This window comes from Xenorhabdus ehlersii, assembly GCF_003610465.1.
Classification (GTDB): domain Bacteria; phylum Pseudomonadota; class Gammaproteobacteria; order Enterobacterales; family Enterobacteriaceae; genus Xenorhabdus; species Xenorhabdus ehlersii.
In genome coordinates, this window is the sequence record NZ_RAQI01000002.1 from 716,175 (window position 1) to 738,572 (window position 22,398).

A 22,398-nucleotide genomic window follows, 5' to 3' on the forward strand; every position below is an offset into this window, starting at 1 on the left:
AGCGATTTAACATAAAGCAGAAACCTGTCTTTTATGTTTTATTAAACATAAATCTGCATTTCTATATGGGAGAAAGAATATGCATAATCATTCCGTCATGATAGTTGATGATCATCCTATCATTCGTCACGGCTTAAAAGGGTTGATTGAATTAGAACGAGAACTCATTGTGACTGCCGAAACTGGCAATGGCGAAGACGCAATTAATATCGCTTGCCAAATAAAACCTGACATTATTCTGATAGATTTGAAAATCAATGGTCTTTCAGGGATTGATACGATTAAATCTCTCCGCCGCAAAGGGCTTGATTCCTATATACTGGTACTTTCCGATTCAGATCACAGAAGTGATATTTACGATGCAGTTGATGCCGGTGCGAATGGTTATTTATTAAAAGATATCGAGCTTACCTCTCTATTGAACAACATAAAAAAAGCCATAGATGGTCATGCAGTGTTCAGTGAAAAAATCCATCAATATTTATCCACTCGCCATCTTTATGTTGATCCATTATCAAAATTAACCAAACGTGAGTTAGATGTTTTAAAAGAAATTGCAGAAGGGATGACAAATAAAGAAATTGCTCATTTCCTTTTTATTTCAGAAGAAACGGTGAAAGTTCACACCCGTAACTTATTGAAAAAACTTAAATCACGTTCCCGTCTCGAAGCCACTATCATCTACCTAAAACACAGAAAAACAGAGTTCATTTAACATTGGCTTGTTGCTTAACGCCCCAATACGAAACACAATTTCCCTCATTTTTATCAATGGGGAAATTGTGGGTTATCAAGAATTATAAATTAATTAGGAACAAATTAATTTTACATATAATAAATAAGGATATTATCTATAAATTTATTACTTTAAATGAAGATAATCTGTTTTTGTCGATAATTTAAACATCCGTAACTTCAATGCCAGGAAAAAGCAGACAGAAAGTCTGCGCAAAAATACGTTATCTGGATAAAATAGCCAGTTTCCCGCATTATGTCGGATATGTTGAACAAGACAAAACTAAGGCACTCATCATGTCAAATACCCCTTTTCATCCAGATACCCTTTCTCACAAAACATCCATTCTCTACGGTATCAAAAACTGCGATACCATAAAAAAAGCGCGTCGTTGGTTAGAAGATCAAGAAATACCTTATCAATTCCATGATTATCGGGTTGATGGTCTCTCCCCTGAGCTACTTCAATCATTTATTGAACACGTTGGCTGGGAATCTCTCCTGAATACCCGTGGCACAACGTGGCGCAAATTACCCGACGAGCAAAAAGCAGCTATTAACAATGCAGACGCGGCCAAGGCACTCATGCTGGAGCACCCTTCAATCATAAAACGCCCTCTATTGGTCTCAGGCTCAGAAAGTTCAAAAAGCGAGGGGATAGAAAAGTATTTACTCGGTTTCAAGGCAGAACAATATCAACAATTTTTCTCGCATGACTAGATGAGGAGAGTATCATGGCTTGTCCGGTAATTGACCTTGCTCAGCAGTTAATCAAACGTCCTTCTATCAGCCCAGATGATCAAGGTTGTCAGGAACTGCTTATCCAGCGCCTGCAAGACATTGGTTTTACAATAGAACGAATGCCTTTTGGCGATACCGAGAACTTCTGGGCTTATCGTGGAACCGGAGTCACTTTTGCCCTTGCTGGGCACACCGATATCGTTCCTGCCGGCGATATCTCACAATGGCAAACTCCGCCTTTCGAACCCTCTATTCGTGACGGAATGCTGTATGGCCGTGGTGCCGCAGATATGAAAGGCTCTCTGGCTGCAATGGTTGTTGCCGCTGAACGTTTTGTCGCAGAAAATCCTGAGCACAAAGGCCGTCTGGCTTTTCTGATCACCTCCGACGAAGAGGCTAAAGCCACCAATGGTACAGTTAAGGTGGTTGAAGAGTTAATGTCCCGCCATGAACGTTTGGATTATTGCCTGGTGGGAGAGCCATCCAGCCAGAAATGCCTTGGGGATATGATCAAAAACGGACGACGAGGATCGCTAACTGCCAGCTTAACTAGCTTTGGCACCCAAGGACATGTTGCTTATCCACAGTTGGCAGATAACCCTATCCATCGTTCAATGCCTTTTCTGCAAGAACTCATCAATACTCAGTGGGATAACGGCAATGAATTTTTCCCTGCTACAAGTATGCAAATCGCCAATATTCAGGCGGGAACCGGCAGTAATAACATTATTCCTGGTAAATTGTGGGTGCAATTTAATTTCCGTTTCAGCACTGAACTGACAGATAGCGAGATCCGCCAACAGGTTGAAGATATGCTGAAAAAGCATCATCTAAAATATGAGATTGACTGGTGGTTATCAGGCCAGCCTTTCCTCACCTGTAAGGGGGTTCTTGTTGACACTGTAGTTGAATCTATTGAGCACTATTGTGGATATAAACCAGAGCTATCAACCAGTGGCGGTACATCAGATGGACGTTTTATTGCTAAGATGGGGGCTCAGGTCGTGGAATTGGGGCCAATTAATGCCACCATCCATAAAACCAATGAATGTGTCAAGGTAACTGATTTACAAGAATTGAGCCTGATTTATCAACGTATCATGGAGCAATTAATCAAATGATGACACCTGAAGCTTTGACCGGCCTGTCCACTGATCACCTGATCACTCTTACCGGCAATCACCGTTTGCAGTTTAATGCCACCAAAGCGTTTCTTGCCATGCAGAAAGAAGCTGCCAAAGCAGGTTTTAAGCTACAACCTGCCAGTTCGTTCCGCGATTTCACACGCCAGCAAACTATCTGGAATGAGAAATTCCGTGGTCAGCGTCCAGTATTAGATGAGAATAGCCAGCCTCTTGATATCTCGAAAATGGATGAAGGGGAACGTTGTGAAGCTATTCTCCGCTGGTCAGCTCTGCCAGGAGCAAGCCGTCATCATTGGGGTACGGAGCTGGATATTTACGATCCCTTTCTGCTACCAGAAGGTAAAAAATTGCAGCTAGAGCCGTGGGAGTATGAAAACGGCGGGTACTTTGAACCATTAACCCACTGGCTGACAGAAAACATGTCTCACTATGATTTCTACCGTCCCTTTACGCGCCACGATGCAGGTGTAGCTTATGAACCGTGGCATATCAGCTATTGGCCATTATCCCATGAAGCTGAAAATTTATTCGATGAACAAATTCTATTGAGTGCTTGGAAATATCGTGATATTGCCGGCATAAACTGGTTAAAAACCAATCTATCCTATATATTTGAAAAATACATCAGGATAATAGATTAAGAAAACTATAAATCAGGAAAATAACAGTTCAGCAAAATAGCTGGTCATGAAAATAATTAACAGATAGAAATAATTCATTAGGCTCCTGAGCCTCATGGAAGAGGCTCTAAACATTCTGAGGAAAATACCATGCATTGGTTGATAGATTATTGGTGGATTGTTCTGTTAGTGCTCGTCGGCATTATCGTTAATGCAGTAAAAGCACTAAGCCGCGTCGATAAGAAATCTTTCTTAGATAACAAACCCGAATTGCCCCCGCACCGAGATCTTAATGATCAATGGGATGATGAAGATGATTGGCCGCAGCGGGATCGCAAGAAATAACCCAATCTCTCCAGTGCTTGGCAAGTATTTTATCGATGCTTGCCAATGCATCGGCAGTCTCTTCACGCCAGTGTGTTAATAGGGCTTTACGACCACTCAGCGATAAGTCACTAACACATTGTTCGATACTTAGCCGCTGTTGAAGATGCTTTCTCAACGCAGGCAAGGCCAGATTGCTCTTCAACAATAATCTCTGTAATGCAAAATAAGACGCTGACAGAGGACGATGAGCAAATGCAAACCCAGCCAACTCCTGCCAATCACTGTCATTGAGCTGTTCGTCACAATCATGCTCAACTGGCAAGGCAAAACCGAGTGACGATTCTAATCCTCTGGCATCTCTGGATAATCGCTGTTGTGCGGATTGGGCAAATCGTTCCCCTTGCTCACTCAAAGGCAAAACAGCCATCGCGGTATAACAACCACTACTTGCTTCTTGGTGAGTCCCCATTCTCACCAAACGAAAACCACATTTTTGCCAAAGAGCCCACAGTTCAGCGGTATAACCAAAACTGACAGAGATGAAATCCAATTTTTGTTTACTGGCTTCCTGACATTGCTGAATGATCAAATGTTGGGCGATACCCCGACGGCGATATTGAGCTTGCACAGCAATACGGCTAATTCGCTGTGATCGCAAAGTGGCAGCTTGCGGAAAACCGCCATGTGCCGCCAGAGATTGAGCCACCAAATTACCTCTTGGCCGCCGACGTCCTGCCCAAATCTCATGTGCTAATGTCTGTGACAAATCGCCTTCATTCACCATCCACAAAGCGCCAATCAATTGTTGCTTATGCTCTGGCATCCCAGAAATAGCAGACAAAAATGTCATCCCGTTACCATCCATTAATCGCCGCAGATCAAGGGGAGACGTACGGTAATGCGCACTGGTTAATAAGCCATAAAATTGGCGCAATAATGTGGAGTGTTGTAACCACTCAGGTTGATAGATCGGATGAAAATGCAATGCTTCCGCGTTTAATCGTGTGTCATCAATGAACGGTTTATCATCGAACAACAAAGCACTATCCAGCCATGCTTCCAATGGATCATTTTCAGCCCAGCGCATTGGGGTTTTCAATTCACGAATATGGCAATCAGGCAATTCAGCACAGAGTTTCAACAAAAAACCGCGTCCCGTTCCCTCATAACCCTGGACTGTTGAGGTCAACAATACTCGTGGAAAATAGCGGATCAATTCTGCTAATTGTGGCGTTGGGATCGCGGCTGCTTCGTCGATCAATAACCAATCAGCATCGCCTTTATTTTCCTGTTTACCTTTTTTCGCTCGGCAATATTTCAACAAATTGTCTACTGACCAAAAAGGTGTTTCTTGTTCCAAAGACTTTTGTTCAGCAGAATCTGGGATACTAGAGTAACGCCGAATAACTTCTGTGGTTATTTTTGCAGGGGCACATAACCAGCATTTTCCTTGCCAATATCGTACCAACATTCCTGCCAAAGCCGATTTTCCTCGCCCCCGTGGTGCGGTGATCACCCAAACGCCTCGCGTGGCCTGTAGCAATTCTTCAAGAATGGATTGCTGGCTTACCGTTGGGTTACCATCTGGCATCTGCCATGCTCTGGTTGCAGGCAATGGTGGTATCTGAGATATCTGAAACGGTATTTCCTGACGCCATAATAATACTTCAGGGAATGCAAGGAGTTGCTGCTGAATATGGCGAATAAAATTAGGCGTCGAAATAATGCCTGCCGATTCATTCCAACGCAAACTATCTTCATCAGGCTGTTCTGGCCATTGTGACCAGACTGGTACACGCATCACCAACCAGCTTCCCGCTTTCAGTGTACCAGCCAGTATCGCCAATGCTTCAGCATTAAGCCCTTGAGTAGCATCAAAAACACCATGCAAGAATTCACGCCCAAGCAAGCTGACGGCTTTTGTTGGATCAATAGCACCAGATACATGGGCTGAAACCGTTAACCAATCCCCGTGAAACTGTTTTGTCAGTTGATTGACAATCAATTCACTCCATTGCGGATCACCACTCAAAACAACTAAACGGCGCTGTCCTTGTTGTTGCATCTGTGCCTGCAACATTGCCCATACGCTATACATAGTGCGAATTATCCATAAAATAAACATGTATAACATGTGAAGTATCTGATGGTTAAAATGGCTACCCGCATGATCACGATTTACCAATCATGAGCGATAAAATACCAGCGGCAATCAGAGGGCCTACCGGAACGCCTTTAAATAGAGCTACTCCCAACACAGTGCCGACCAATAACCCAGCCACCGTAGAAGGCTGGCCAGACATTAAAGCTACACCACGGCTTCCCAACCATGACACAAGGACACCAACAGCAATAGCCAACAGTGATTTCCAATTTAAGAAAGAGCTAAAGATGTCCTGGGCGGATATTTTTCCGCTTGCGATAGGTGCCATGACTCCTACAGTCAGAATCAGGATACCTATCGTCAAGCCGTACTTTTCCACCCAAGGGAAAAACTGATTCAGTGGTGTGATACGAACTACCAATAGAAATAACATGGCAAGTGTCACTGTCATGTTATGGCTGATAATACCGAGCCCTGCAAGCACGAGTAAAATAAGTAAAGTAGGATCGATGTGACTCATGAGTTTTTATTTCCCATAAACTCCGATAGATCAATATTTGATTATTTTTAAACCAGGAAACATAAATTCTGGCATGGAAAAGATGATAACTTAAAATTTTTGCACTTAATCAAAAATATTCATAAAGAGCCATCCCAAAATTGGGTAATAGCGCAACAACGAGTAGTTTGTTAACATCCTTGCTTTAAACAATCACATTGATAAATAATTAGCCATATAAACCAAGATACAACCCCTATTTCCTGATAGTTAACCTTTTAAACACCAGCGCCTTTTTACTAAGGTAAAGCAGAAAGGTTGTAAGAAGTGCCTTACAGCTAATATGCGTTCGTATAAGCGATATGAATATGAAAAAATTAACCTCCTCTATGATAATCTGTATCTCCTTAGCGGGTTGCACCACCCAATGGGTACCTGCAACTAGTAATCCTGTCCCTTTCAGTGAAGCAAAAGTTGAATGCAGATTGTCAGCATTACAACAATTTCCGATTAAAAATGAAGTAGCCCAAAGATCAACACTGCAAATGGTGCAGCAACCTTGTATCAATAAAGAGCAATGTGGAAAAAACGGTTACTACAGTCAAAATGTTCCCATGGTCGAAAGCTATGTGACTGATGTCAACAAGGGTTCTAGAAGTGAATTTTATTACGACTGTATGCACCAAAAGGGCTGGAAACAAATAACTAAATCCCTACTTTAAAGTTTATTTAACGTGCAAAACAGGGACAGGATGCCCTTTTGATTATCGGAGCATCCTGCCTATTTTATATTATATTTTTTAAGTAATCGTTTGCGTCACTAGTCCAAAATAACACCAATACGGCGCGCAACTTCTTCATACGCTTCAATCAAGCCACCGAGACTTTGGCGAAAACGATCTTTATCCATTTTATCCATCGTCAGTTTATCCCATAAACGGCTACCATCCGGTGAAAATTCATCTCCCAATATGACATTGCCCTTGAACAAACCAAATTCCAACTTAAAATCCACCAGAATCAAACCCGCATCGTCAAACAGCTTGCTCAATACTTCATTGGCCTTATAGCTCAGGCGTTTCATTTCAGATAAGTGCTCTTTACTCACCCAACCGAATGTCTCACAGTAAGATTCATTAACCATAGGATCGTGTTTGGCATCATCTTTCAGAAACAGGTCAAACAATGGCGGATTCAGCACCATCCCCTCTTCCACTCCCAAACGCTTAACCAGGGAACCTGCGGCACGGTTACGAATAACACATTCAACAGGCACCATATCTAGTTTTTTCACCAAGCATTCATTATCTGACAACAGTTGTTCCATTTGCGTAGGAATACCCGCTTCTTCCAGTTTTTTCATAATGAAATGATTGAATTTATTATTCACCATTCCTTTGCGATCGAACTGTTCGATGCGTTCACCATCCAATGCTGATGTATCATTACGGAATTCCAGTACCAGTAAATCAGGATTATCAGTGGTATACACTGTTTTTGCTTTTCCACGATACAACTCAGCTTTCTTCTGCATTTTACACTCCAGAAATATGACATCTTTAAACGTAAAGGATTAAACAAAAAACGCACCAAAAATATAAAAGGGGCCTGAGCCCCTTTTATATATTACTTATCTTTGGATTGGCTAAATACGGCTTCCAGCGCAGCCACCATTTGATCATTTTCAGATTGAGTCAACGGCTTGCCTTTGTCGCTGATAAATTGCAGGCTGCTTCGGTTATCCAAATCACCCACCTGTAACTTGTAATTTCCTTCGCTGATAGAAGGCGCGTCTACCCCTATTGCTTTCCAATCAGAGGAACTGCGTCCTTTATAAGTCACCGCTATTGCGCCTGTAGAGCGTGTACGATCCGTGACTTCCATGCCTATGCTATCCAACACGTACGGCAATCTGTTCCAGACCACGTTATAGGGTGCACGCACGATGATCTGCGGCAATCCAGTATTATCACTACCACTTTGTACAGATAATGGACCTGAATTTTTAGCACTGCTCAGGCTCGCAGCTTCTTGTTGCTGGCTTAAGTCACCCGCCAATTTATTAAGCATCACGACATTATAACGCTGGATTTGTACCGGATCGGTAATTTCCTTTTCTCCCTGTTTCAAACCTTCATTCGCAACAGATAGCGCTATTTGGTAATCCTGTTTAGTAACTGAAATACGGTAACGCCCCTGATAAGGAACATTTTCATCTGCCCGTTGCCATGTAACCCAATCTGTCGCCAGGGTTTGTGCTGCTTCATCTTTCTGGCTGATTTTATACCCTTTTTCCGCCAACAGATTGTTTACCTGAGACCATAAATTGCTGTATTCCGGAGTATTTTCAAGCAACAACTTACTGCTGTTAGCACTATTTTCAACGCGGGAACCCGTCAACAATGCAAGAGCTTGCAACGGAGGACGTATATCCAAATCTTCACCCACAGCCCCCGTTGCCGTTGTTGTCGGAATATTATACTCACCATTTTGCAGCGGTAATGCCATTCCCGCGGGGACGTTCAATAGTTTCATTGGAGGCGTGTCAAGATAGGATTGATCCCCGCCTATTTGGCGTTTATAGCGCTGATCACTGGAGCAGGCAGCTAAAAAAACCACCAATGACAGACCAGCAATCTTCATGACCTTCGATTTTTGCAATAATGTTGCCATTAAAATTCCCTAAAATTTTACAGTAATCCAGCTATTTTCAAGGCACTACCAACTGGAATTTGCCCTTCCTGCGTTAGCGGAACCATTGGCAAACGCAATGTATCATCGGCAATCAATCCCAATTGACGGCAAGCCCACTTAACTGGCGTCGGGCTAGGTTCAACAAATAATTGATGATGCAATTCCATCAGTCGGCGGTTCAGTTCACGAGCTTGCAAAAATTCACCTTGCTCAGCCAATTCACACACCTGTGCCATTTCCGCTGCCGCAATATTTGCAGTGACAGAAATAACCCCTTTACCACCAAGCTGCATGAAATCGACAAAACTTGCATCATCACCACTTAGAAGAATGAAATCTTCATCACTAACCAATGCTTGGATCTGACTAATACGACTTAAGTTCCCTGTCGCTTCCTTAAGTGCAACAATATTTTTCAGCTTCGCCAAACGAGCGACAGTCGGTGGCAATAAATCACATCCGGTACGAGATGGCACATTATACAGAATTTGTGGTAAGTCAGTATTCTCAGCTATTGCCTTATAGTGCAAATATAAACCTTCCTGTGATGGTCTATTATAATAAGGTGTGACTGACAGGCAACCCAAAACCCCCGTGTTTTCGAAACGGTTGGTCAGAGAGATGGCTTCTGCTGTAGCGTTTGCTCCTGTTCCTGCAATCACCGGAATACGCCCATCAGCCATATCCAGTGTTGTCAGTACAACATCAACGTGTTCGTCATGGTTAAGTGTTGCACACTCGCCTGTTGTTCCAACAGACACAATCGCAGATGTGCCACTGGCGATATGATAATTAACCAATTTTTTCAAACTGGCCTTATCAATCTGACCCGCTGAGTCCATCGGAGTTATCAATGCAACTATACTGCCTGTAAAACCAGAATGAGTGCTTACCATTGCCATTTCCCCTTAGTTAAACCTAAAACTGCAAATGAGAGGTTCATGGTACTTTCTTGCTATACAGAAGAAAACTCTTTAACCACGCGATTTCAATGAATTTTGTTAATATCAAGTGTAGCCGATTAAACATAAATTATAATTTTGCTTCCTTAACAAAGGCGATTGACCTTCTCCTGATCATTTCTTATGTTAAAACACAACATACACAGCAAACACCAACTAAAATTAAAGGAAAATCGCTTTGCCAACATCAGAACCGCATTTTTTAGTGATCACTGCCCTAGGTACCGATCGTCCCGGCATTGTCAATACCATTACCCGCCTTGTCAGCACATGTGGCTGTAATATTGAAGACAGCCGTTTAGCTATGTTTGGCGAAGAATTTACTTTTATCATGTTGCTATCTGGTAGCTGGAACGCCATTACTTTGATCGAATCCACTTTGCCACAAAAGGGCGCAGAACTTGAATTACTCATAGTGATGAAACGTACCCGATGCGGTGTCCAGAAAAAATTTCCTTCTACCATCACCGTTAAGGTAGACGTAGTTGATTCACCGGGAATTGTTGAACGTTTTACCAGTTTATTCACAGCCCAAGATCTTAATATCGCGGAACTGGTATCAAAAACTCACCCAGCCGAAGGAAATCACCCTGCTCGTCTGCAAATCCAAATCACTGGTCACAACCCAGTTGATGATAATGGCACGATATTTAAAGAAAATTTTCATCATCTATGTACAGAATTAAATGCACAAGGCAGTATTATCGTACAAGATCAATTAAATCAAAACGATTAAACGGAGAATAAGTGATGAGTCCATTGAAAGCCGGTGATAAGGCCCCTCAATTCAGCCTTCCTGACCAAGATGGCGAGCCCATTAATTTATCTGACTTCAAAGGTCAACGTGTCTTAGTCTATTTTTATCCCAAAGCAATGACACCAGGCTGCACAGTTCAAGCGTGTGGCTTACGTGATTCGATAGATGAACTGAAAAGTGCCAATGTTGAAGTACTGGGTATTAGCACAGATGCACCAGAAAAGTTATTCCGCTTTGTAGAAAAAGAGATGCTGAATTTCACACTGCTTTCTGATATTGACCACCAAGTTGCTGAACAATTTGGTGTGTGGGGAGAAAAGCAGTTCATGGGGAAAACCTATGATGGCATTCATCGCATCAGTTTCTTAATTAATCCACAAGGTGAAATTGAACACGTTTTTAATAAATTCAAAACCAGCGATCATCACCAAGTTGTGCTGGATTACCTAAACCAACATTAATGTCAGCATAGATACAATAAGTTTTGAGTTGCCGCTTAATCAATAAAGCGGCAACTTAGTTTACTCGCTTGGTATTTATTCCATTGCATTGTTATTCAAAGCGAACCTAAACATCCTTCACTACAAACATTTACAATATTGGCCGTTATCATTCTTTTTCTTCCGGCCAGGCATGAATAACTGCTTTGATTAATGTAGCGAGTGGAATAGCAAAGAAAACACCCCAGAACCCCCATAATCCACCAAAAATAATGACAGAAAGGATGATAACGAGCGGATGAAGATTGACTGCTTCCGAAAATAAGATTGGCACAAGCAGGTTACCATCTAACCCCTGTACCACCAGATATGCGACAAACAGCCCCCAGAAATCAGCCCCAATCCCCCATTGAAACAGCGCCACAACAATAACTGGAATGGTAACAAGTACGGTGCCGATATAAGGAGCGAACACAGACAAACCGACCAAAACCGCAAGCAATAGCGAATAATGCAATCCAAAGAAGGCAAATACAGCATACGTGCAGATAGTCAGTATAACCATTTCGGTCACTTTACCGCGGATATAATTGGTAATCTGTTGGTTCATTTCACGCCACACTTTCCCCGCCAAACTACGATTACGTGGCAATACACACCGCAATGCCGCCCCTATTTGGTCCTTGTCTTTCAATAGAAAGAACACCATCAAGGGAACAAGGATCAGATAAATCGCCAGAGTCAATAATCCAATCAGTGATGCAACTGAAAATTTGAAAACGGACTCCCCCGCCAAAGAGAGTTTGCTACGCAGATTATCAGCAACCATATCGATAATGCCAACATCAACCAGCGCAGGATAACGGGAGGGAAAAGTAAGCGCATACTCATTAAACCGATTAATCATATTGGGAAGATCGGAGAATAAATTTAAACCTTGCTGCCAGACGGTTGGGGCTACAATCAAGATTATCAACGCACTGATTCCCATAAATACCGTTAATACAACGGCAACAGAGAGTGTACGGCTACATCCCAGCTTACCTAATTGTGTCGTAGGCCACTCCAACAAATAAGCCAACACAATAGCTGCAAGGACAGGTGCCAGAATTCCATTAAAAAAGTAGATGATCCCAAAACCAACCAATAAAATAACTGATAATGCAACAACTTGTGGATCAGCGAAACGGCGACGATACCATTGCATAATCATATCCAACATAAATACAACTCCTTTTCGACAATACTTAATGAGTATTTTTCACTAAAATTTATTATGATTAATAGTTTTAAGGTACTCTTTGTCATAAAAGTATTCATGAAATTGATAGCTAAAACGGAGCACACTATTTTATGAGAATCGCTTTATGAGAAAAACACCCAGAAAATCTTTGATAACTATTTTTATCAGCCTGTTGTTATTGGGGAACCCTCCTGTATTCTCCGCACCGGCTGAAGATTCACTACCTGATATCGGCACCACAGCGGGAGCAACCCTCAGCATCAACCAGGAAATGGCTATGGGTGATTTATATATACGCTCGATAAGAGCCCAGGCTCCTCTGATTTATGATCCTCTGCTAACTCAATATATTAATCAGTTAGGCCAAAAATTAGTCACTCACGCCGATTCAGTCAAAACACCTTTCCATTTCTATCTGGTAGATAACCCTAATATTAATGCCCTCGCATTTTTTGGTGGTAATGTTGTTCTTCATTCGGGCTTATTTCGCTATAGTAACAATGAAAGTGAACTGGCCTCTGTCATGGCGCATGAGATTTCCCATGTTACTCAGCGGCATTTAGCACGATGGATAGAAGAACAAAAACGTACCAGCCCTCTGGCATGGACCGGCACATTGGGCGCTATTTTGCTTATGATAGCTAATCCACAAGCCGGCATGGCTGCACTCAGTGGCACACTGGCGGGCGTCCAACAAGGCATGATCAGTTTTACCCAATCGAATGAGCAAGAAGCTGATCGTATTGGAATACAAACGCTCAGTCGAGCGGGATTTGATCCACACGGTATGCCTGATTTTATGCAAGTACTGGTAGATCAATCTCGCTATAGCTCCAAACTACCTGAAATGCTATATACTCACCCATTACCTGCCAGCCGTCTGGCTGACGCCCGTAATCGGGCCAATCAATATTCAACTAAAGCCGTTTCAGAATCCCAAGATTTTCTGTTCGCCCGTGTCCGTATTCTAACCATGTATTCAACTGATCAACGTCCCTACATTGATCAATGGCTAAAGAAATACAGCCAGGGAACCGCCAAAGAACAGCTGGCTGCTGCCTATGGACGGGCTATTTTGCTTTCTGAAGATAAAAAGTATGCCGAGGCCAGGGCAATACTCTCTCCATTGCTTGATAAACAACCGGATAATATTTGGTTTATTGATACCATGACGGATATTGATATCGGGCAAAAACAGTATACCAACGCCATCATTCGCTTGCAGGATGCACTCAAGAAACTGAAAAACAATCCGGTATTGCAAATTAACCTCGCAAATACCTATCTTATGGATAAAAAGTATTCTCAGGCATCACAACTTCTGTTTCGTTATACTTTCAATCATCCTGACGATCTTACTGGCTGGATACTGTTAAGAAAAACTGCCGGAGCACAGGGAAAACACAATGATGAATTAGCCGCCTATGCGGAAATCATGGCATTGCAAGGTAATTTTGGCTCCGCTATAGAACAACTTAGCAAAGCCAGTGCGTTGGCCAAATTAGGCAGTTATGAACAAGAGCGATATGATGCCCGTATTGATCAATTGCGCCAACTGCAACAAAGTTATGACCAATATAAAAAATAAAGGATTTTTTACATGCAAAATCTTGATACACGAAAAGTGATTTTTTACCACAATCCTCGCTGTTCAAAGAGCCGTGAAACCCTCAAGCTGATTGAAGAATTCGGTATTACACCGGAAATCATTCACTATCTTGATACACCACCTACAGCAGAACAGCTTGCCGTACTGTTACAACAGCTCGGTTTCAAAGATGCCCGCCAATTAATGCGTACTAAAGAAGAGCTCTACAAAGCATTAAACCTGGACGATACCACGTTATCCCAAGACGCATTGCTCCAGGCGATGGCTGAAAATCCCAAATTGATAGAGCGCCCGATTGTTGTTGTCGGTGATAAGGCTCGTTTGGGACGTCCCCCTGAACAGGTTAAAGAAATTCTGCTGTAACTATTTTTCACTAAGAACGTTTTCAATAAAAAAGTGACAGGAATATATTCTCTATCACTTTTTTATTCTGATCTCATTTCCTTACTGCTTTATTCACTCAAAGCTCAAGGATATCCTTTACAAATGGGATCGTGAGTTTGCGTTGTGCCACAATGGAAGCCCGATCAAGCTCATCCAAGGTCCTGAACAACGTTTGCATTTCCCTATCGAGCCGCTTTAACACAAAACGCCCCACATCCTCAGGCAGTTCGAAACCCCGTAATTTTGCCCGTAGTTGCAATGCCTGGATTTTCTCATCATCTGACAGAGGTTGTAATTTGTAAATTTGCCCCCAATCCAAACGAGATGCCAAATCCGGTAACGTCAGGTTAATTTGCCGTGGAGGACGATCACCTGTGATTAAAAGACAAGTTCGGCCAATTTCTACAATGCGGTTGTAAAGATTGAAAATAGCCATCTCCCATTCCTGATCACCCGCAATACACTCAATATTATCGATGCACACTAATGATAAATGTTCCATACCATCAAGGACTTCAGGGACAAAATAGGCGCGCTTATCCAGTGGTACATACCCTACAGCTTCTCCCTGTTGGGATAATTCGGCACAGGCTGCGTGAAGCAAATGGCTCTTACCCCCGCCATCGCGGGACCAGAAATAGATATAACTGCCGTGTGACTGACTTATAGCCAATTTTATTGCAGCTAATAAGGAAGTATTCTCACCTGCAAAGAAACTGGCAAAAGTTTCATCATCGGGCAAATATAATGGTAGTGAAAGCTGCGACGGTGTATTCAGAAGCACCTCAAACAGAATGGATAACGAACAGCGCTAAGTCTACCACAAAAAGTCTCTATAAATGAAACGAATGCTTTGTTTAAAGTAGGAGATTATCATCAAAGCATATTTCCCCATAAAATGGATAGATTACGACCAGTAACAAAACCACTCGTATTTCTTGCGCAAGCTAGAAATAACCCACCCTAGAATAAAAATTCTTATATTTGATAATCTCATACTATCAATAGTCAATATTGACAATAGTAAAAAGTAAAAACCAAGAGTAAAAATATATTGTATTGCCGAAGATTTTAACTTATCTCTCTTAAGTTATTTTCAATAGCGATTGACGGCAGATATTATTGGTAAAGGAAAAACTTATCGTTATAAATGACAAAGTAAAATGATAGAGAAAATAATTTTTAAAAACAGAAAGGGCTTTTAAAAAACCCTTTCCAATAAATTTCATTAATGTCTTTTATTCCACCACTTCGCTCTTCTTATCATTTCTGATTGATTCCACAGAGGAGTTAATATATGGCTCTTCTGGACGGATGAAGCTTATCAGTTTAAAAAACAGGCTTAAACCAATCCCCACAACAGTTGCAAGCGCCATACCCTTCAATTCTGCCGAACCGATCTGAATTTTCGCTCCGCTAACACCAATAATCAAAATAATGGAGGTCAGGATCAGGTTCTGTGCCTTACTGTAATCAACTTTCGAATCAATCAGAACTCGAATGCCTGATGCACCAATCACACCATACAGTAACAGGGAAACACCTCCCATCACAGGGATTGGGATCATTTGGATCGCTGCCGCCAATTTACCAACGCAGGAAAGCAATATTGCCATCACCGCAGCGCCACCAATCACCCATGTGCTGTATACACGGGTAAGCGCCATAACACCAATATTTTCACCATAAGTCGTGTTAGGTGTTGAACCAAAGAAACCCGAAATCATCGTTGAAAAAACCATTGGCAAACATTGAGCGGTGCAAACCTGGATTTTTCAATAAGTCTTTCTGCACAATATTTGCCGTTACCACTAAGTGCCCAACGTGTTCTGCAATAACCACCAGCGCCGCAGGTAAAATTGTCATAATGGCAAACCATTCAAAACACGGTGTATAGAACGTCGGCAATGCAAACCACGGCGCTTCACGTACTGGCGTTAAATCTACAACTCCCATAAAAAATGACAGCACATACCCTACCAAAACACCAATCAGAATCGGAATAATCGCCATAAAACCACGGAATATCACTGATCCCAAGATAGTCACGCCCAGCGTAACCATAGATATGGTCAGGTTGGTCATATTAATTTCAGTACCTACCGCTGGACGCAACCCCGCCATATCAGCAGCAACACCAGCCAACTCCAGGCCGATCACCGCAACAATCGCTCCCATCGCTGCCGGAGGAAACATCACATTAATCCATCCCCTTCCTGCAACTTTTACAAGCAGGGCAACCAGACAAAACAACAAACCGCAGACAATAAATCCACCTAATGCCAATTCATATCCCAAAGGCAGTAACAACAATACAGGCGAAATAAAAGCAAAGCTGGAACCTAAATAAGCCGGAATTCTTCCTTTACAAATCACCAAATACAGTAATGTTCCAATGCCATTGAATAACAAAATTGTCGCCGGATTCACTTTAAATAAAATGGGAACCAAAACGGTTGCGCCAAACATGGCAAATAGATGTTGCAAACTTAAAGGAATAGTCTGTGCCAAAGGAGGTCTTTCTTCTACTCCAATAGTTCGACGAGTCATTATTGATATCCTCTTATATCACCTTGCTAGAAACCAAAAAAAAGCCGACTTTCCAGCCGGCTATCAATGTTATTTAGTGCCAAATATTTTATCACCTGCATCCCCTAAACCAGGGACGATGTATCCATGCTCATTTAGACATTTATCAATCGACGCGGTATACAATTCAACATCAGGGTGAGCTTTCTCCAGTGCAGCGACCCCTTCCGGCGCAGCAACCAAAACCAATACCTTAATGGCAGGACATCCCGCTTTTTTCAACAAATCAATGGTAGCGATCATGGAGCCACCGGTTGCCAACATTGGATCGACAACCAATGCCATGCGTTCATTAATATCGGAGACTAATTTCTGAAAATAAGGCACTGGCTCAAGTGTTTCTTCATCACGATACACACCAACAACACTGATTCGTGCACTAGGAATATTTTCCAGTACACCATCCATCATGCCCAAGCCCGCACGCAGAATAGGTACTACCGTAATCTTTTTCCCTTTAATCTGATCTATCTCTACCGGACCACACCATCCGTCAATGGTCACTTTCTCGACTTCCAAATCAGCAGTTGCTTCATATGTCAGAAGACTCCCCACCTCTGAAGCCAGTTCACGGAAGCGTTTAGTGCTTATATCATGATCTCGCATCAGGCCAAGTTTATGTTTAACTAGCGGGTGTTTAACCTCAACGATCTTCATGGGTTTCTCCTCATAGCCGGCAGATAAAAAAATCGCGGGATTATAACTCCTTTTCCGTATCAAACCACTACCAATCTGTTAATTTTTATTACTAAAGAGTTATTTTCTTCGATCCCGATCTAGCAGGAAACCGATATAAAGCTATCGCAAACGTTTGCTTAGACTGTTAGAATTGTCACCGTTCTGTTTTATTCATAAAAATGCAACCGCCTGGGAGCTACGCAGTGACCAACAAAACCTCTCTTAGCTATAAAGATGCTGGTGTCGATATTGATGCCGGTAATGCCTTAGTCAATCGTATCAAAGGTGTCGTAAAACAGACCCGTCGCCCCGAAGTGATGGGAGGATTAGGTGGTTTCGGTGCATTATGTGCCTTACCACAGAAATATCGCGAACCGGTGTTGGTTTCCGGTACAGATGGCGTTGGTACTAAGCTGCGTCTGGCCATGGACTTAAAGCGCCATGACACTATCGGAATTGATTTGGTTGCCATGTGTGTCAATGATCTGGTTGTGCAAGGCGCCGAGCCTCTTTTCTTCCTTGATTACTATGCTACTGGCAAACTGGATGTTGATACAGCCGCCAGTGTCATCACAGGAATAGCAGAAGGCTGCAAACAAGCAGGCTGTGCATTAGTCGGTGGTGAAACCGCAGAAATGCCCGGCATGTATCACGGTGAAGATTATGATGTCGCGGGTTTTTGCGTTGGTGTTGTTGAAAAATCGGAAATTATTGACGGCAGTCAGGTTCAGACTGGTGATGCCCTGATTGCACTTGCATCCAGTGGACCGCATTCCAATGGTTATTCTTTGATCCGTAAAATCCTTGAGGTAAGTCAGGTTGATCCAGAAACTACCGAGCTTGAAGGGAAACCACTCGCCGATCACTTACTTACCCCAACCCAAATTTACGTCAAATCCATTCTTGAACTGATTGAAAAAGTTGATGTTCATGCGATTGCACATCTGACTGGTGGCGGCTTCTGGGAAAATATTCCTCGTGTTCTGCCAGAAAACATGCAAGCCAGAATCAAAGCTGACAGTTGGCAATGGCCGGCAATTTTTACCTGGTTACAGCAAGCTGGTAATGTCAGCGAACATGAAATGTACCGCACATTTAACTGCGGAGTCGGTATGATAATCGCACTTCCTCAATCTCAGGTAGAGCAGGCGATTTCGTATTTAACCACATCAGGCGAAAATGCATGGCAAATCGGTACAATTGTCGAACTTAATGCCGATGAGCAACCAGTCGTTATTACAAAATAAATATTTTGTCTGATTGATTTCAAGTTACAGCTAATAAAGCTGTAGCTTGAAAAATGAAGAGCCTATTAATCAATGAATTTCTTCAGTGAAAACCCGTTATGAAAAAAATTGTCGTTTTAGTCTCCGGCAATGGCAGCAATCTTCAATCCATCATAGATGCCTGCCAACAAAACCGAATTAATGGATATATTGCTGCCGTTTTCAGTAATAATGCCGATGCCTATGGCTTGCAACGTGCTGAACAAGCAGATATCCCTGCCTACTTTATCAACCCGAAAGCTTATGCGGATCGTACAAATTATGATATCGCCCTACTCAAAGCCATTGACCAATATGAACCCGATTTAGTGGTCTTAGCAGGTTACATGAGGATCTTATCACCCGAATTTGTCCAGCACTATTATGGACACCTGCTCAATATTCACCCTTCTCTCTTGCCTAAATATCCCGGTCTGCATACCCATCGGAAAGCCATTGAGAACGGTGATAAAGAACATGGCACTTCCGTCCATTTCGTGACTGAAGAATTAGATGGCGGCCCTATTATTTTACAGGCTAAGGTGCCGATTTTTGCGGGGGATAAAGAAGAAGAAGTCATCGGGCGTGTACAAACCCAGGAACACCATATTTATCCTCTGGTCATCAGCTGGTTTTTAGATCAACGTTTGATGATGGAAAGCAATAACGCAATTATGGATGGCAAGGTTCTGCCGCCACAAGGTTACGCATCAGAATAATTTAACCCGCTGGCTTCAACTTACGGCTCTGTGTTAGCAGATTTTGTTATAATATTTTTTAAGTGCTATATTCCAGTAACACTTTGCTGTAAGTTGCTATTTTGGATTGATTTACCTGGCAATGATTATTTATTCGAACATTATTCAACATCAAATACACTTATACCCTATAAATTTCACCACAAAACACTGAGGTATCCAATGTCCAGTGGTTCGGAAAATCCATCGGTAAATTTACGTCCTCTTGAACGAGAAGATCTTCCTTTTGTTCATCAACTCGATAATAACGCCAGCGTTATGCGCTACTGGTTTGAAGAGCCTTATGAAGCCTTTGTTGAATTATGCGACCTCTATGATAAGCATATTCATGACCAAAGTGAGCGCCGTTTTATTATAGAAAGCCTGAATTCCAAAGTCGGTTTGGTGGAACTGGTTGAGATTGATTATGTCCACCGTCGCGCAGAATTCCAGATTATCATCGCCCCAGCTTATCAAGGACAAGGTTACGCAGCGGTAGCTGTCAAACTTGCAATGGAATACGCTTTTGCTGTCTTAAATCTTTACAAGTTGTATCTGATTGTTGATAAAGAGAATACGAAAGCAATTCATATATACAATAAATTGGGATTCTATACTGAAGGTGAATTAATCGATGAGTTTTTTGTAAACGGTTCTTATCATACAGCTATCAGGATGTGTACTTTCCAGCACCACTATTTCGCCAATAAAACCCGTGAAGCCCAAACCAGCACATCGACTCGTTAAACGCCAACCCTTAAACTAAGTGAAAAACTCAGTGGAGTAGTAAGGAGTAGTAATGTCCCACGATCGTCTTTATACCGAGAAAGAACTCAGTTGGCTCTCTTTCAACGAACGTGTACTTCAGGAAGCGGCTGACAAAAGTAACCCGCTGATTGAAAGAATGAGGTTTTTAGGGATCTACTCCAATAATTTAGATGAGTTTTATAAAGTGCGCTTTGCCGATGTAAAGCGGCGTATTCTTATCAGTGAAGAACAAGGTTCAGCCACTACTGCCCGCCAATTATTGAAAAAGATTCAGACTAAGGTTGCCAAGATCGATCAAGAATTCGATGCCCTCTATAACGATCTACTGCTGGAAATGGCACGTAATCAGATTTTCTTGATCAATGAACGGCAGATATCCCCGAATCAACAAATCTGGCTGCGGCAATATTTTCGCCAGCATTTGCGACCACATATCACACCCATCGTCATCAACCCAGAAACTAATTTAGTTGAGTTTCTCAAAGATGATTACACCTATTTGGCCGTTGAAATTATTCATGGGCAAGAAACGCAGTATGCTTTGTTAGAAATTCCATCAGATAAAGTCCCGCGTTTCGTCAATCTGCCTCCAGAGATGCCAAAAAAACGCAAGTCAATGATATTACTTGATAATATTCTGCGTTACACGCTGGATGAAATTTTCAAAGGATTTTTCGATTACGACACGTTGAACGTCTATTCGATGAAAATGACCCGTGATTCCGAATATGATCTGGCAACAGAGATGGAATCCAGCCTGCTGGAATTGATGTCTTCCACGCTGAAACAGCGACTGACAGCAGAGCCTGTACGGTTTGTCTATCAGCGTGATATGTCTGACGAAATGGTGGAACTACTGCGTAGCAAGCTGGGGCTATCCAATGATGACTCGGTGATTGCAGGTGGCCGTTATCATAACTTTAAAGATTTCATCAAATTCCCCAATGAAGGAAATCGGAATCTCCAGAATAAACCGATGCCGCGACTGCGCCATACTTGGTTCGACCATTTCCGCAACGGATTCGACGCTATCCGTGAAAGAGATGTTCTGCTTTATTATCCTTATCACACATTCGAACATGTGCTGGAATTGCTGCGTCAGGCTTCTTTCGATCCCAGTGTGCTCTCGATTAAGATTAATATCTACCGCGTCGCAAAAGACTCACGCATTATTGACTCCATGATCCACGCCGCATACAACGGCAAGAAAGTCACTGTCGTGGTGGAGTTGCAGGCACGTTTTGACGAAGCAGCTAACATTCATTGGGCGAAACGCCTCACTGAAGCAGGTGTACATGTTATCTTCTCCGCTCCTGGCCTGAAAATTCACGCAAAACTATTCATCATTTCGCGTCTGGAAGGGGAAGAAATTATCCGTTATGCCCATATTGGTACAGGAAATTTCAACGAAAAAACGGCGCGGCTCTATACCGATTATTCTCTGCTGACCGCTAAACCTGAAGTCACCAATGAAGTTCGCCGAGTGTTTAACTTTATTGAAAACCCTTATCGGCCCGTCACATTTGATAATTTAATGGTATCGCCCCAAAATTCGCGGGCTATGCTCAATCAACTGATTACTCAGGAAATCGAAAATGCACAAGCCGGTGAATTGGCAGGCATCACTCTGAAAATCAATAACCTGGTAGATAAGGAGTTGGTGGATCGCCTGTATGATGCCTCTGAAGCTGGCGTCAAGATCCGCATTCTGGTGCGAGGGATGTGCTCTTTGATTCCCAATCAACCTGGCTTTAGTGAAAACATTCAAGTCACCAGTATTGTGGATCGTTTCCTGGAACATGATCGCGTTTATGTTTTCATCAACAAAGGCAATGAAAAAGTTTTCCTTTCTTCAGCCGATTGGATGACCCGTAACATTGACTATCGCATTGAAGTGGCAGTTTGTCTGCTCGACCCCGGGCTAAAACAACAAGTTATGGATATCCTTGAACTACAATTCAGTGATACCGTCAAGGCACGATATATCGATAAGGAATTGAGCAATCGCTATGTTCCGCGAGGAAATAAGCGTAAAATCCGCGCACAGCTTGCTGTTTATGATTATTTGAAAAACCTTGAACAACCGGAACCAAGAGCCTGA

General features: G+C 42.4%; 22 protein-coding genes and 1 pseudogene. 14 read left to right on the forward strand and 9 right to left on the reverse strand.

Annotation, left to right across the window (positions count from 1 at the left end):
• The first annotated feature begins 79 nt into the window (after positions 1–79).
• The 5 genes from BDE27_RS09210 to BDE27_RS09230 all read left to right on the forward strand — a co-directional run bounded on the left by BDE27_RS09210 (position 80) and on the right by BDE27_RS09230 (position 3,586).
• The gene (locus tag BDE27_RS09210) at positions 80–715 is read left to right on the forward strand and encodes a response regulator (RefSeq protein ID WP_099131343.1); all 636 of its coding nucleotides are present in this window, start codon (positions 80–82) and stop codon (positions 713–715) included.
• A gap of 317 nt (positions 716–1,032) precedes the next feature.
• Positions 1,033–1,455, forward strand: a complete 423-nt coding sequence (locus BDE27_RS09215) for an ArsC family reductase (protein WP_099131472.1) — start codon at positions 1,033–1,035, stop codon at positions 1,453–1,455.
• A 14-nt stretch (positions 1,456–1,469) separates the two neighbouring features.
• The gene (dapE, locus tag BDE27_RS09220) at positions 1,470–2,597 is read left to right on the forward strand and encodes a succinyl-diaminopimelate desuccinylase (protein WP_099131344.1); all 1,128 of its coding nucleotides are present in this window, start codon (positions 1,470–1,472) and stop codon (positions 2,595–2,597) included.
• Entirely contained in the window at positions 2,594–3,262 is a 669-nt protein-coding gene (locus BDE27_RS09225; RefSeq protein WP_099131345.1) for a M15 family metallopeptidase, read from the forward strand. The genes dapE and BDE27_RS09225 overlap by 4 nt, the downstream gene beginning before the upstream one ends.
• 129 nt (positions 3,263–3,391) lie before the next feature.
• The gene (locus BDE27_RS09230; protein WP_072059750.1) at positions 3,392–3,586 is read left to right on the forward strand and encodes a YpfN family protein; all 195 of its coding nucleotides are present in this window, start codon (positions 3,392–3,394) and stop codon (positions 3,584–3,586) included.
• On the opposite strand, the gene BDE27_RS09235 is transcribed toward BDE27_RS09230, so the two are convergent.
• Both BDE27_RS09235 and BDE27_RS09240 read right to left on the reverse strand, forming a co-directional pair.
• Entirely contained in the window at positions 3,531–5,666 is a 2,136-nt protein-coding gene (locus BDE27_RS09235) for a tRNA(Met) cytidine acetyltransferase TmcA (RefSeq protein WP_099131346.1), read from the reverse strand. The genes BDE27_RS09230 and BDE27_RS09235 overlap by 56 nt on opposite strands.
• Positions 5,667–5,739: 73 nt before the next feature.
• Positions 5,740–6,192, reverse strand: coding sequence for a DUF441 domain-containing protein (locus BDE27_RS09240; protein WP_099131347.1), 453 nt, complete (start codon positions 6,190–6,192; stop codon positions 5,740–5,742).
• 347 nt (positions 6,193–6,539) lie between these two features.
• On the opposite strand from BDE27_RS09240, the gene BDE27_RS09245 reads away from it, so the two are divergent.
• Positions 6,540–6,893, forward strand: a complete 354-nt coding sequence (locus BDE27_RS09245) for a hypothetical protein (RefSeq protein WP_099131348.1) — start codon at positions 6,540–6,542, stop codon at positions 6,891–6,893.
• A gap of 98 nt (positions 6,894–6,991) precedes the next feature.
• Here the strand turns inward: BDE27_RS09245 and purC are convergent, their stop codons facing one another.
• The 3 genes from purC to dapA form a co-directional block, all read right to left on the reverse strand.
• Entirely contained in the window at positions 6,992–7,705 is a 714-nt protein-coding gene (gene purC / locus BDE27_RS09250; RefSeq protein WP_099131349.1) for a phosphoribosylaminoimidazolesuccinocarboxamide synthase, read from the reverse strand.
• 92 nt (positions 7,706–7,797) lie between these two features.
• Complete coding sequence (gene bamC, locus BDE27_RS09255; protein ID WP_099131350.1) at positions 7,798–8,844, reverse strand: outer membrane protein assembly factor BamC; 1,047 nt, start codon at positions 8,842–8,844, stop codon at positions 7,798–7,800.
• 17 nt (positions 8,845–8,861) lie between these two features.
• A complete protein-coding gene (gene dapA, locus BDE27_RS09260; protein ID WP_099131351.1) occupies positions 8,862–9,761 on the reverse strand; it encodes a 4-hydroxy-tetrahydrodipicolinate synthase in 900 nt (299 codons plus the stop codon).
• Between the two features lie 244 nt (positions 9,762–10,005).
• Between dapA and BDE27_RS09265 the strand changes: the two genes are divergently transcribed.
• Both BDE27_RS09265 and bcp read left to right on the forward strand, forming a co-directional pair.
• On the forward strand, positions 10,006–10,563 hold the full coding sequence (locus BDE27_RS09265) for a glycine cleavage system transcriptional repressor (RefSeq protein WP_099131352.1): 558 nt from the start codon (positions 10,006–10,008) through the stop codon (positions 10,561–10,563).
• Positions 10,564–10,577: 14 nt separating this feature from the next.
• Positions 10,578–11,045 (forward strand): thioredoxin-dependent thiol peroxidase, encoded by a 468-nt coding sequence (bcp, locus tag BDE27_RS09270; RefSeq protein ID WP_099131353.1) that lies wholly within the window; start codon positions 10,578–10,580, stop codon positions 11,043–11,045.
• Between the two features lie 148 nt (positions 11,046–11,193).
• On the opposite strand, the gene BDE27_RS09275 is transcribed toward bcp, so the two are convergent.
• Positions 11,194–12,246: an AI-2E family transporter gene (locus BDE27_RS09275; RefSeq protein ID WP_099131354.1), complete on the reverse strand. Its 1,053-nt coding sequence runs from the start codon at positions 12,244–12,246 to the stop codon at positions 11,194–11,196.
• 145 nt (positions 12,247–12,391) lie between these two features.
• Here BDE27_RS09275 and bepA point away from each other — a divergent pair, with 145 nt between their 5' ends.
• Positions 12,392–13,855 (forward strand): beta-barrel assembly-enhancing protease, encoded by a 1,464-nt coding sequence (gene bepA / locus BDE27_RS09280; RefSeq protein ID WP_099131355.1) that lies wholly within the window; start codon positions 12,392–12,394, stop codon positions 13,853–13,855.
• 12 nt (positions 13,856–13,867) lie between these two features.
• The gene (gene arsC, locus BDE27_RS09285) at positions 13,868–14,239 is read left to right on the forward strand and encodes an arsenate reductase (glutaredoxin) (RefSeq protein ID WP_099131356.1); all 372 of its coding nucleotides are present in this window, start codon (positions 13,868–13,870) and stop codon (positions 14,237–14,239) included.
• Between the two features lie 97 nt (positions 14,240–14,336).
• Here arsC and hda read toward each other — a convergent pair whose 3' ends face one another.
• The 3 genes and pseudogenes from hda to upp form a co-directional block, all read right to left on the reverse strand.
• Positions 14,337–15,044 (reverse strand): DnaA inactivator Hda, encoded by a 708-nt coding sequence (hda, locus tag BDE27_RS09290; RefSeq protein WP_074019532.1) that lies wholly within the window; start codon positions 15,042–15,044, stop codon positions 14,337–14,339.
• Positions 15,045–15,498: 454 nt separating this feature from the next.
• Positions 15,499–16,810, reverse strand: a pseudogene (uraA, locus tag BDE27_RS09295) (uracil permease).
• Positions 16,811–16,879: 69 nt separating this feature from the next.
• Positions 16,880–17,506, reverse strand: coding sequence for a uracil phosphoribosyltransferase (gene upp, locus BDE27_RS09300; RefSeq protein WP_099131359.1), 627 nt, complete (start codon positions 17,504–17,506; stop codon positions 16,880–16,882).
• 224 nt (positions 17,507–17,730) lie between these two features.
• Between upp and purM the strand changes: the two genes are divergently transcribed.
• From purM to ppk1, 4 genes are all read left to right on the forward strand, one after another.
• Positions 17,731–18,774, forward strand: coding sequence for a phosphoribosylformylglycinamidine cyclo-ligase (purM, locus tag BDE27_RS09305; protein WP_099131360.1), 1,044 nt, complete (start codon positions 17,731–17,733; stop codon positions 18,772–18,774).
• Positions 18,775–18,872: 98 nt separating this feature from the next.
• Positions 18,873–19,511 (forward strand): phosphoribosylglycinamide formyltransferase, encoded by a 639-nt coding sequence (purN, locus tag BDE27_RS09310; protein ID WP_099131361.1) that lies wholly within the window; start codon positions 18,873–18,875, stop codon positions 19,509–19,511.
• A gap of 201 nt (positions 19,512–19,712) precedes the next feature.
• Positions 19,713–20,276 (forward strand): spermidine N1-acetyltransferase, encoded by a 564-nt coding sequence (speG, locus tag BDE27_RS09315; protein WP_099131362.1) that lies wholly within the window; start codon positions 19,713–19,715, stop codon positions 20,274–20,276.
• 52 nt (positions 20,277–20,328) lie between these two features.
• Positions 20,329–22,398 carry a polyphosphate kinase 1 gene (gene ppk1, locus BDE27_RS09320; RefSeq protein WP_099131363.1) on the forward strand — a complete coding sequence of 690 codons (2,070 nt, stop codon included), beginning with the start codon at positions 20,329–20,331 and terminating at the stop codon, positions 22,396–22,398.